The 12,408-nt window shown below is 38.9% G+C and carries 8 protein-coding genes; 5 read left to right on the plus strand and 3 right to left on the minus strand.

Translation table 11 applies throughout. The annotated features are described in order from the left end of the window. Positions 1–9 precede the first annotated feature (9 nt). Complete coding sequence (locus tag EV194_RS01220; protein WP_132431268.1) at positions 10–912, minus strand: hypothetical protein; 903 nt, start codon at positions 910–912, stop codon at positions 10–12. A 217-nt stretch (positions 913–1,129) separates the two neighbouring features. Here EV194_RS01220 and hpt point away from each other — a divergent pair, with 217 nt between their 5' ends. From hpt to obgE, 3 genes are all read left to right on the plus strand, one after another. Next, a complete protein-coding gene (gene hpt / locus EV194_RS01225; protein ID WP_132431270.1) occupies positions 1,130–1,672 on the plus strand; it encodes a hypoxanthine phosphoribosyltransferase in 543 nt (180 codons plus the stop codon). Between the two features lie 148 nt (positions 1,673–1,820). Further along, a complete protein-coding gene (locus tag EV194_RS01230) occupies positions 1,821–2,393 on the plus strand; it encodes an adenylate kinase (RefSeq protein WP_132431272.1) in 573 nt (190 codons plus the stop codon). Between the two features lie 424 nt (positions 2,394–2,817). Then, positions 2,818–3,822, plus strand: coding sequence for a GTPase ObgE (obgE, locus tag EV194_RS01235; protein ID WP_132431274.1), 1,005 nt, complete (start codon positions 2,818–2,820; stop codon positions 3,820–3,822). 6 nt (positions 3,823–3,828) lie between these two features. Here obgE and EV194_RS01240 read toward each other — a convergent pair whose 3' ends face one another. Beyond that, entirely contained in the window at positions 3,829–8,145 is a 4,317-nt protein-coding gene (locus EV194_RS01240; protein ID WP_132431276.1) for a hybrid sensor histidine kinase/response regulator transcription factor, read from the minus strand. A gap of 293 nt (positions 8,146–8,438) precedes the next feature. Between EV194_RS01240 and EV194_RS01245 the strand changes: the two genes are divergently transcribed. After that, the gene (locus EV194_RS01245) at positions 8,439–9,914 is read left to right on the plus strand and encodes an arabinan endo-1,5-alpha-L-arabinosidase (protein WP_132431278.1); all 1,476 of its coding nucleotides are present in this window, start codon (positions 8,439–8,441) and stop codon (positions 9,912–9,914) included. Positions 9,915–9,948: 34 nt separating this feature from the next. Continuing rightward, positions 9,949–11,073 carry an aldose epimerase family protein gene (locus EV194_RS01250; protein ID WP_243699294.1) on the plus strand — a complete coding sequence of 375 codons (1,125 nt, stop codon included), beginning with the start codon at positions 9,949–9,951 and terminating at the stop codon, positions 11,071–11,073. A gap of 72 nt (positions 11,074–11,145) precedes the next feature. Here the strand turns inward: EV194_RS01250 and EV194_RS01255 are convergent, their stop codons facing one another. Beyond that, positions 11,146–12,093: a LamG-like jellyroll fold domain-containing protein gene (locus tag EV194_RS01255; RefSeq protein WP_132431280.1), complete on the minus strand. Its 948-nt coding sequence runs from the start codon at positions 12,091–12,093 to the stop codon at positions 11,146–11,148. Positions 12,094–12,408: the final 315 nt, after the last annotated feature.

A 12,408-nucleotide genomic window follows, 5' to 3' on the forward strand; every position in this document is an offset into this window, starting at 1 on the left:
AGAAACGCATTACCTTTTAATAACATATACAATTCCAAACGCCGAAGAGAACCCGAGTGTAGGATGATGATTTATGCCTGCGTCAAACCGAATCATTTCCCATTCTAACCCGGCACCAAAAGCCATACGCAATGGTGCCGACGAAACACCTCCTCTCAGATTGACCTGTTGATGAACCGGAGCTTCAACGCTAAAACTAACCACTGCATCCTCTTCCATCTCTTTTATCAAACCAAGTTCAAGAAACAACCCCGAGGATGGCTCGTACAAAATGGAAGCTGCCGAATATGAAACGTGGTATTCGCTATGATTGTCTAAGTCCCACTTTTGTCGCGAGGGGTTTGCTGTAAAAAAGCCTATGGCGAATTGTGAAGACGGCATAATTTGCAGTCCGGCATCCATCAGAAAAATCCCATGACTACCATACGATTGCTGATATCTGACCATTCGCGTACCTTTTATCCCAAGTCGCAACCACGGAGCCATTTCACGTGCAAAAGCAACACTGTATTGTTGGAGATTAAAACTTGAAAACCCATATTGAGAAAACCCTCCAGATACAACACCGTATCTGTTGGGAAAAACAGCAAAAGCCGCTCTGGAACTTAGATCACTCAAATGAAAAGTGCTTTCATACCCGGCTCCTGCTGCCAAAACGGGATTGAGAGCCGTACCTGCCGGATTTGTAAAAAAAGCCCATGCATCCCTGCTCATAGCCCCCGATCGAACCATGATGCCATCCACCGGAGAATTGAAAACCTGAACCTGACAGAAAACCACGGACAGAGATAAAAAAGAGAAGAAGAAAAAGCAAAAGAGAAACGAAATGATAAAACGAGATGAATGAAGCATTAGTGAAAACGAGTTTCCGTTTTCATGTCTGAACTGACATTTAATCTTTAAAGCAAGCATCTCTCAATATTTGGGTTAGTTAAGGTGTCAATATCAAGTCCAAATTAAAAAAAACTAAAATAATTGTCAATCGTTTGTTTAAACTTATCATCACCTCAACAACCTAGGTGAATTGAAACACTGCATGTACAAATACTAAAATCACAGAATCTTATCACATCCATGTGCTTCATTTTTCTTACATTTGTAACTTAAACCATATAGGAAATTACCATTAATGAAAAATATTCAGTTACTTGACAAGACCTTTAGCCTGTCAATTCCGGCCAGTGATATTAAAAAAGCCATTTGGGAGATGGCCGAAAAAATCAACCGGGAATTAAGAGATGCAGACCCTCTAATGATCTGCATCTTAAATGGATCATTTATGTTTTCAGCCGACCTGATGAAACTGATTGACTTCCCCTGCCAGATCAGCTTTGTTAAACTGGCATCATACGAAGGCACCGGAAGCACAGGCAAAGTAAAGGAACTGATTGGCTTTAACGAAGACTTAAAAGGCCGAACAGTGGTTCTTTTAGAGGATATTGTTGACACCGGGGTAACTGTTGAAAACTGTGTTAACCAGCTTAATAAAATGGGGGTAGAAGAAGTTGTTGTGGCATCGCTTCTGTTTAAACCCGATGCCTTAAAAAAAGACATTAAACTTGATTATGTGGGGTTGAAAATACCCAACGATTTTATCGTTGGATATGGGCTTGATTACAATGGCTACGGTCGTAACCTGCCCGACATATACAGCTTAACAGCTGATAATTAAAATGTCTCATCCATGATTTTTTTCTTCTGTTGAAGCAACAAATCTTGCCAAAATAATATGTTTGGTGCAAGTTGAGACATAAAAATAGCTTAGAAATCAGAAATAAATAACAGCCAAACAGTAACTAATCTATTAACCAAATTCTCACATGCAAAATGTAATTATTTTTGGCCCTCCGGGCTCCGGTAAGGGCACACAGAGTGAAAAAATCATTGAAAAATTCGGTTTTGCCCATATCTCCACAGGAGATATATTAAGGGCAGAAATTAAATCCGGAACTCCCCTTGGAGTCACAGCCGCGAAGTTTATTGACAACGGTCAATTGGTGCCCGATGACCTGATTATAGACATGCTGGAAAACAAACTCGACACCCTTAACGACATGCCGGGTGTTATTTTTGATGGATTTCCAAGAACCGTAGAACAGGCCAAAGCGCTTAAAGAGATGCTCGAAAAACGGGGTGAAAAGATCAGCGTAATGATCAATCTTGAAGTGGCCAAACCTGAACTTATTGACAGGCTTCTAAAACGAGGTCAGATTTCCGGCAGATCGGATGACAACCTGGAAACCATAGAAAAAAGAATCAAAGTGTATGAAAGCCAAACATCCCCGGTGATTGATTTTTATAAAAATGAAGGATCATATCATGGAGTAAAAGGGGTTGGTTCAATTGATGAAATTTTTTCTTCAATCAGCGAATCCATTGAATCCTGTGTTTAATATTTGTTTCGCAGGAATTAAATAAAGTAATTTTTCTCTGTGAAACTCCGCAAAGACAATAAGCCAATCCCGTATAATATCATTACACGGAATTGAGTCGGATCAATGCAGGGTTTCACAGAGTTTTTAAAAATATTAATCACCACCATTTTCCCAGATCACAAGAACCCAGAGTTTTCTATATAATAAAAACGTGTTTTCATATTATAAGTAACTGTTTAAATTTTGTTTCTTAAGAATTCTATAGATTAGAGATCTATAGAAATTAGAAAGATGATTAGAGATATAACTGAACCTCTATTTAGTCTTGTCTATCGGTCTAATCCCGAATATCTCGGGACTATTATATAAAGATCTTTTAATCAATTTAAACAGTCTCTAAGATATTGGAAACAAGTTTAGTTTAACAATTATAAAAAAAGAGATGGCCGGAAGCAATTTTGTTGACTATGTAAAAATATTCTGCCGTTCAGGGAAAGGCGGACCCGGATCGACCCATTTACGGAGGGAAAAATTTGTCCCCAAGGGTGGTCCGGATGGAGGTGATGGAGGGCGTGGCGGTCATGTGATTGTTCGCGGCAACCGTAATTTATGGACCTTAATTCACCTGAAGTTTCAGCGGCATGTATTTGCCGGACACGGAGAGTCGGGAAGTCGACAGCGCTCATCTGGCGCATCTGGCGAAGATAAGGTGATTGAAGTTCCTTTGGGAACTGTTGCCAAAGATGCAGAAACCGGAGAAGTTCTATTTGAAATAACCGAAGACGGGCAAGAAGTAATTTTGGCCAAAGGAGGCCGGGGCGGGTTGGGAAACTGGCACTTTAAATCATCAACCAACCAAACACCCCGTTATGCTCAACCCGGCGAAGATGCTGTGGAAATAGCAGCTATTCTCGAATTGAAAGTCCTTGCAGATGTAGGGCTTGTAGGTTTTCCAAATGCCGGAAAATCAACGCTTTTAGCTGCCGTAAGTGCAGCAAAACCTGAAATAGCAGATTACCCATTTACCACTCTCATTCCAAATCTTGGGATTGTGGAATACCGGGATTTAAAGTCCTTTGTGATGGCCGATATTCCTGGAATTATAGAGGGGGCACACGAGGGGAAAGGCATTGGACTGAGGTTTTTACGCCACATTGAACGTAACTCCATTCTGTTGTTTATGATTCCGGCCGACAGCAAAAACATAAAGGACGAATACCGCATTCTTTTAAATGAGTTGGAACAACACAACCCGGAATTACTGGATAAGCAGCGTATTCTGGCCATATCCAAATCCGACTTTCTGGATAAAGAACTGATTCAGGAGATGTCAAACGAACTTCCGGAAATACCCCACGTATTCATTTCATCGGTAACGGGATATGGCATTCAGCAACTTAAAGATATGATCTGGAAAGAACTTGAACAATCCATATTGGAAAGGTAGTATCTCCTATCCTACATATTCGCTGGGCGATTTTTTATAGAATTTTTTAAACACCCTACTAAAATACTTGGGATCATTAAACCCTATGCTATAAGCCACTTCGTTAATCGACAACTCTTTTGAGAGTAACATAGGAAGAGATTTTTTTAATCGGAATACAGTTATAAAGTCATTGGGGGAGAAATCCACCAATGCTTTTAATTTTTTATACAGCAACGAACGGCTTACAAACATCTGATCTGCAAACATTTCAACGCTGAACTCAGGATTTGAATACGCTTCTTCCATTACTTCATAGGCACGTGCCAAAAACTTATCGTCTAATGTTTCAGTCTCTTTTTTATCGATATTTATTTCGTTACTGTTTGCAAATTTTGATCTTAAGCGGCGCCTTGACTCAATGACATTTGAAACTTTAGCTTTTAATATATCGAGGTTAAAAGGTTTGGAAACATAATCGTCGGCACCGGTTTGAATTCCTTGAAGCTGATCTTCAAGCAAAGCTTTAGCAGAGAGCATTATAACAGGAATATGACTGGTATATAGATTGTTCTTTATCTGCCGACACATCTCTATTCCATCCATTTCGGGCATCATCACATCACTGATGACCAAGTCGGGAGAGTGCTTCCTGGCTAGTTCGTACCCAATTTTCCCATTGGCAGCAAGAATTACCCGATAATTGCTGCTAAGTGCATTGGCTATAAAGAGTGCCAATTCATTATTGTCCTCCACTACTAATACGGTCTCCTCATCGTTATCAACTTCGCTAAGTTCGTAATTAAATGGTTCCTTCTCACTGATGCTATCATAAATCACCTGAACTCTGTTATTGAGATCAATCATGTCAAAAACAGGAATTTCATTCACTTCAGCTCCAGGGAAGTCTTCCTTTTCAATAGGCAAAGTAACTATAAACCGGCTTCCAGATTTTCCATTCCTGGTCACCATAATTGAGCCATTGAGAGCTTCAACCAATTCTTTAGTCAGTGACAAGCCAATGCCGGAACCTTTGGTTCTGGCATCATTTTCTCCTCGGTAAAACCGATTAAAAATTTTCTCAATTTCGTTTTCACCAATGCCCTTTCCTGTGTCATTCACTTCAATGGATAGAGAATTGAATGATTTATCGCCTTTCATTACAGTTTCTTCGGCCACAATTAATTCAATCTTCCCTTTGTGAGGAGTATATTTAAAGGCGTTTGACAACAAGTTATACAGAATATTTTCAACTTTTTCAGGGTCGAACCAACAAACGGGGTTTTGTAATTTGAACCTCAGTTCAAAATTAATTTCTCGTTGATTGGCAAGATTTTCGAATGCATGAAAAACCTCTTTTACGAATGTCTCAACATTTTCATTTACAATACGTACACGTAAATTGCCTGTCTCAATTCTGCGAAACATCAACAACTGATCAATCAACAGATTAAGCCGGCGAGCATTGCGTTGAACCGACTGCAACAGATCATTCGCGATACCGGGTAGATGAATCTCTTTTAACAACCTCTCAATAGGAGATATGATCAATGTTAAAGGCGTTCTAAACTCATGGGAGATATTGGTAAAAAAGCGTAGCCTGGATTGATTGACCTCTTCAATCTCCTTATTGAGGGCAATAAGCCTGTCGCGCTGATTAACAATTTCAACATTTTTTTCTTCCAATTCTTTTTTTTGTCCCTCTATCAGTTCCTTTCGCTTTTGAAGTGTTGTGTTTACTTCTTTCAACTCTTCAGCCTGAGCCTTCATGAAACTATTTTGTTCCTCAATTTGAGCTGTTCGCTCCTTTACCATAGTTTCTAATTTTGTTTTTTCAAGCAGAAGTCGCCGGGTATGATGTTTCATATAAAATGAGACACCAATTATAACGCACAAAACCATGAGTAGCAGGAACCAGGTTGTTTGCCAAAAAGGAGGGCGCACAATAATGAGTAGTTGTCTTTCGTGGCTACTCCATTCTCCTTCGCTATTGGTGGTCCTAACTCTGAAAAGATACCTCCCCCCCTTCAGGTTTGAGTATGTAGCAACTCTTTGATCTGATGAAACCTCCACCCAATCTCGATCAACATTTTCAAGCTGATAAGCATATTTTACTTTTCTGGGATTTAGAAAATCCAGTGCGGAAAACTCAATTGAAAAAATATTGTCTTTGTAAGAAAGAGAAATCTCGGTTGTTTTTGACAGTGTTTGATTTAATACTGTCCTCCCATTTCGCCTATCTCCAACATTTAGTATTTTATTGAAAACCCTAAAAGATGTAATGGCAACCTCTGGCTCGAACAGATATTCCGGGAATCCGCATGGATAAAAATAATTAACTCCGCTTATGCTTCCAAAAAACAGTTCTCCATCTGAACTCATATTTGATGCCGTCCAATAGAACTGATTACTCAACAAACCATCATCGGTTAAGAAATGATCTATTTCATCAGAGTCGAGACACAATCTGGACAACCCATAATCGGTGCTTACCCAGATAAAACCTGCCTTATCTTGTTCAATGGAGTATATCACATTATTGCTTAATCCATCATTAACCGTATATACCCTTGATTTAAAATCCCCACCCACAAATTTTTCAAACTTAACCAGACCATCTCCATGGGTCCCAATCCATATGTTTGCATCCCTATCTTCAAAAACAGTTGTAACATAATTTCCAGGTAGCTCACCATTGGCAATTGTTGTGGCATTTTGTCTGTATATGGTCAGGTTTCTTTCCGGGAAAAGTGCATCGTAAGCAAAGTCTATTTTATCAGCCGGAAATCGATATAGCCCCACACGAGTGGCGACCCATATTTGATCACTGCTATCAAGCAGAAGGTCGCCAATTTCCCTGATGTGAGCCAACGCATTATGATTTTCATTAATAACCAGAAACTGTTCTGTTTTCAGATCCAGAATAGAAAGCCCGCCTTCTGTTCCAATAAACAAATATCCTCTGTCATCATATAAAAGGGATGATACAAAAACATTTTCATAACCTGTTTCCGGATCTGGAACAACAGGAATATACCTTTGAAAGTTTCCATCGGACAATCTCTTTGCAATACCTCCCCCCCAAGTTCCAACCCATAAGTCACCATCAGGTGTTCTTAAAATAGATGTAACATAATCGCTAGGAATCGATGCTTCATTATTGGCATCAAACCGATAATGTTCAAACCTGTTTTCATTTCGGAAGAATTTATTGAGTCCACCTCCTGCAGTACCTATCCAGACTACGTCTGCATATACCTGAATAGAATTTACCGTACTTTCTGATAAACTGTTTGGATTCGTTTCCTTATGCAAGAGATGATTAAAGGGCTTTTGATATAAACTGATCTGATTTACTCCGCCTTTTTCGGTTCCAATCCAAATGTTTCCCTGATCATCAATATAAATCAAATTAATAAATATGCTATTAAGAGAAAAGTCAGCCGGGGTTTTGTAAGGCAATGAAGTAAAGGTGTTGGTTTCAGGTTGAAATATATCAACCCCTCCAAGGGTTGATATATAGATAACACCATTTTTGTCCTGGATGATATGATTAACTCTGCTGTGGCTCAATCCCCCAATATCAGAAGGGTTAAATGCATACCAAACATCCAGTCCGGTTTCAGGATTGTAAACCCATACACCATTAAATGTCCCGATCCAGATATCCCCATTAAAAGTTTCATACATTGATAAAATTAAGGAAGATCCGGGTGACGAGTATTCAAATTCATCTAATGAATTTGAATACTCATTATAAACATATATTCCGGCATTGGTTCCTATGAGTAATTCATCATTATATAAAGCAAAACAGGTAACTTGGTTGCCTGCCAAAACACTATTTTGACTATTCCAGTGCTGTTGCACATAATCTCCTTCATCATTAACTTCAATCATGTACAGCCCTTGGTTGGAAGTACCCACCCAAATACGCCCCAGCTTGTCGATGAAAAGAGATAATACATTAAGAGTCCTAAAATCATGGCTAAGGGAGAACTCTCCAAACTCCTCATTTTTATGATCGTAATATGATAATCCCTGAGAGGTTCCAATCCAGATGCGGTTGTTCGCGCATTCGGCAAGAGCATGAATCAGGTTGGAAGGCAGATCGGGCTTCCAATAATTTACGAAGTTATGGCCATCATAACGACTGAGACCATTGCCAGTTGCAAACCACATAAAGCCAAACTGATCCTTCAAAATAGAATAGACTGTGTTTTGAGGCAAGCCATCGTTAATAGTGAGATATCTGTAGTGGTAATTAAGCTCTCCACTCGCAGATGTATTGCTCGTGAGAGCAATACAGAAAAAGATCAATAGAATTCTAATACCCGTCATCATGTCAACATATCAATAGATTTCCATCGACAATTATTTTGAGATACAAAATAACTATGTGTGGAATTGTTGTTTCAAATACAAAACATTTAAGATCCTAAAACTATATAAAATTTAAAAAAAGGAGGAAATTTTTCCATACCAGTAAATACAAATATCCAATAATCCCCCTTTTTTAACTAACAATCCTCTCATTCAAATTACAATCTGGATACTTTTGAAGTAACCACATTTATACTAATGCCTCCACCCGTAGTATTAAAATTAAGCATTAAATTGATTATAATCTAACGAACATGAAACAAATCATTATTAAAAGTTTAAGCTATATAATACTAGCGCTTATGGCTTATGCCTGTAATTTATCCGATTCAATCTCAATCAGTGAAAATCCTTATAAGGATGATTACTCAAACATTACTCCACTATCAAATAGAGATTTATGGGGAGCTGCAAACGTTCATGATCCGGCAATCATTAAGAGTGGAGAATACTACTATGTATACTCCACCGATGCATACTACCACAAAAGAGGAATTGAATTTAACGATATCGGGAAAAACATCGGAAATATCCCCATAAGAAGATCAAAAGATCTGGTAAATTGGGAGTTCTTGGGATGGGCGCTTGACACCATTCCATCTGCGGCAGTTGAGCACATACACAATTTAACCGGCGGGAATGGTGCCGATAACATGTGGGCGCCATTTGTATATAAGTATGAAAACACCTACAGATTATACTATTCAGTATCCAGCTTTGGCGCCAACACGTCGATAATAGGGCTTGCTACGGCCTTGTCGCCGGAAGGGCCGTGGGCCGATTTGGGAATTGTTATTAAAACAAGCCCTGAAGATCCAATGAACGCCATTGATGCCTCTGTTATAACAGACAAAAAAAACGGACGCATGTGGATGCACTATGGCAGCTATTTTGGTGGTTTATACTGTGTTGAACTTGACCCAAAAACAGGATTCACAAAGAGAGAAGGAGACCTAGGACATTTAGTAGCAACAAGAGGTGAGCACAAAACAAGAATAATCGAAGCACCTGAAATCACCTATAATGCGGAACTTGACCAGTATTATCTGTTTGTTTCATATGAACCATTATTTACTTATTACAACATTAGAGTTGGGCGATCCGATTCACCTGAAGGCCCTTTTTATGATTATTTTGGAAACAATATGGCTGATACTACTAATAATTTTCCTATTTTAACGCATTCTTACAGATTTAGAAATCATCCGGGTTGGTCAGGCAATGGACATAATGCAATATTGAACGACAACGGTCGATTCTTTGTTTTGCACCAGGGTCGGCTTGCACCTGAAAACCTTATGATGATAATGCATGTGAGGGAAATAAAATGGTTACCCGATGGATGGCCGGTATTTTCTCCACAAAGATATGCAGGAGAGTTTCCCGATATCAGCATAAGAAGTAAGGATTTGGTCGGAAAATGGGAGATAATACATCTAAATGATCTTCCCGATCAGGTTGAACTTTGGCAAGGGCAAATTCCTCCGGGAGGATGGACTTACAAAGATGAAGCCTTTAACGTATCGGAAATAGTACAATTCGGTAGGAACGGAGCAATAAATCATCGTCTTGCATCTCAATGGAGTTTTGATGGCGATGTTCTGCATCTCGACGACAGCTTTTGTGCCATTTTTTATGGATGGGATTGGGAAAATCAAAAACCTGCGTTATTATTCTCTGGCATCTTGCCCGATGGATCCGGAATATGGGGAAAAAAAATTGACGACTAATTTTCTTGAATAATAACTAAAACAAACATTGATCGTGAAACGGAATCTCAAATTTAACATCATTGTATCGTTTATTCTGGTTGGAACGATGCTCATGTCCTGTGGAGACGGGATCAAAAAACTCTCAGACAACATGACCGTGGAGGAATTTGGAACAATGCCTACAGGTGAAGTTGTAGAACTTTACACCATAACAAGTACCACAGGGATTGAAGTAAAAATCATGACCTATGGGGGAACCATCACATCCATTAAAACACCTGATAAATCGGGAGAATTTACCAACATCACCTTAGGATTTGACAGCTTTGAGCCGTACCTTGAAGGAACCCCTTACTTTGGTGCAATAATTGGACGCTTTGGGAACCGAATAGCCAATGGAGTTTTTACGCTTGACGGAGAAACTTTCCAACTTGCAACCAATGATGGACCAAATCACCTTCATGGAGGAGATGTAGGGTTTGACAAAGTGCTATGGAATGCAGAGCCATTACTTAGCAGTGAAAAACCCGCATTAAGACTTACCTATCTTAGCCCTGATGGTGAAGAAGGCTACCCCGGAAATTTAAGCGTGGAGGTAATTTACACTTTGGATGGCAACAATTTAAGAATTGACTATCGTGCAGAAACTGATAAAGCAACTCCCATTAACTTAACAAACCATGCCTACTACAATCTTGCAGGGAAAGGTACCATTTTGGATCATCAACTTACTTTAAATGCTCCTCATTACACGCCGGTAAATGAACACCTAATCCCTACAGGTGAGATTCTTGATGTTACAAACACACCTTTTGACTTTTTATATTCTCAGTACATTGGTGCCAGGATAAATAATGTACCCGGGGGTTACGACCATAATTTTGTTCTTGCTCCTCACGATGGCGCAGGGTTAAATTTTGCAGCAAAATTAAAAGAACCTAAGTCGGGAAGAACCATGGAAATATTCACTTCAGAGCCTGCAATTCAGTTTTATTCAGGTAATTTTCTGGATGGAACTTTAAGCAGCGGAGATTTTGTGTTTGAAAAATATTCGGCATTATGTCTCGAAACTCAGCATTTTCCAGACTCTCCCAATCATGATCATTTTCCAAACACCATTTTACGTCCGGGAGAAGTTTATGAAACAACAACGATTATGACATTTGGAGTAGAATAAAAATAAATAATAGAACCACAAAAAAAGAGTTGCCAAAACGTGGCAACTCTTTTTTGTATGGAATAAAACAGACTATCGTCTGGTTTTAATTACTTTGGTGCTTTCATTTACACCATTGCTGTAAACTACTCTCTTAATATAAACTCCGGGCACCAAAGCGTCGAAATCTGACCCAACGTTAGCACCGGCTATGTTGAAATATGTTTTAGAGATCACGTCGCCATTACTATCTCCAATTGAGCCTACAAGACTGTTTACACTTAATTTAGCCTCCATGATAGCATTCATCTGTTCCACGGAAAGAACATCTGAATATATAACCAAATCATCAAACATAAATGCTGCATCAACATCATTCCAATCCCATGCTTGATTACCTCCTAATGCAATATAAGTCAAATCTGCTCCATTTGTAAATAATCCACCTGCCGACCCGCCATTGTCATCTCCTGACAATGTCCATGAATTTTTAAGCTCCCCATCTACATATATAGCTGCTGATGTAGGAGTAATTGTGGCTGCATAAAAATGCCACTCACCATCATTAAGCCACTCTTCTGATTCGAAATTTGTTCCTGCATCATTTTGCTCGTTTGTAAAATCTGACCATCCAGCATTATTTACTTGTGCAAATAAGCGAGTTTGAAGAACAAACATTGGCCATGTATTAGCTGGATCAGGAGCTGCTCCGTATGCAGAAAAAAGTGGCGTAAACCGATAATCTGTCGCAGTACCCTCATTCACCCAAAAAGAGATTGTAAGTTCGCTTGTTTCAGCAGCCTGTAAATTGGCAAAGACATCATCTGGCAACAAGAGATAATTAGTTCTCACTGCCTGGCCACCTGCGGCATTATGGAAAACGTGTCCAAAAGCAGGATTTTCAGAATCAATAATTTCACCACTACCTACAATAGTGGCATCACCTGCACCATCTTCGAAATCGTTAGAATAGATAACATTCTGAGCATTCACCCCAACCATTACCATCAAAGCAAAAAGCATTGTGTACATTTTTTTCATAATTTTTAAATTTTAAGTTAAAACAAAAAAATTCAAGCCGGATAAAGACTCCGGGTTTCTATTAGAAAATCATCATTTTCGCATTGGATAATATTTGTCACTTATGTGATTTTTAATCACATAAAAACTTTTCTTTGAGCAGTGCAACTCGGTTTTTCATTAGTTATTCACCCTCAATAAAGTGTATTAAATACCAGGAAAAAATAATTACGATTCATCGTTATGAATTAAACATCTATCCTTCTTACAAAGCATAACACCATAAACTAAACAATCTGTTGTCGTTGATATTAAATAATTGATCTAATGCACCCT

This window comes from Natronoflexus pectinivorans (assembly GCF_004345615.1).
Classification (GTDB): Bacteria; Bacteroidota; Bacteroidia; order Bacteroidales; family Marinilabiliaceae; genus Natronoflexus; species Natronoflexus pectinivorans.

Bases quoted from the DNA above. Each gene is read 5' to 3' on its own strand.
- EV194_RS01230 (WP_132431272.1), top strand. From the start codon at position 1,821: ATGCAAAATGTAATTATTTTTGGCCCTCCGGGCTCCGGTAAGGGCACA.
- EV194_RS01220 (WP_132431268.1), bottom strand. From the start codon at position 912: ATGCTTGCTTTAAAGATTAAATGTCAGTTCAGACATGAAAACGGAAAC.
- EV194_RS01245 (WP_132431278.1), top strand. From the start codon at position 8,439: ATGAAACAAATCATTATTAAAAGTTTAAGCTATATAATACTAGCGCTT.
- hpt (WP_132431270.1), top strand. From the start codon at position 1,130: ATGAAAAATATTCAGTTACTTGACAAGACCTTTAGCCTGTCAATTCCG.
- EV194_RS01240 (WP_132431276.1), bottom strand. From the start codon at position 8,145: ATGATGACGGGTATTAGAATTCTATTGATCTTTTTCTGTATTGCTCTC.
- obgE (WP_132431274.1), top strand. From the start codon at position 2,818: ATGGCCGGAAGCAATTTTGTTGACTATGTAAAAATATTCTGCCGTTCA.
- EV194_RS01255 (WP_132431280.1), bottom strand. From the start codon at position 12,093: ATGAAAAAAATGTACACAATGCTTTTTGCTTTGATGGTAATGGTTGGG.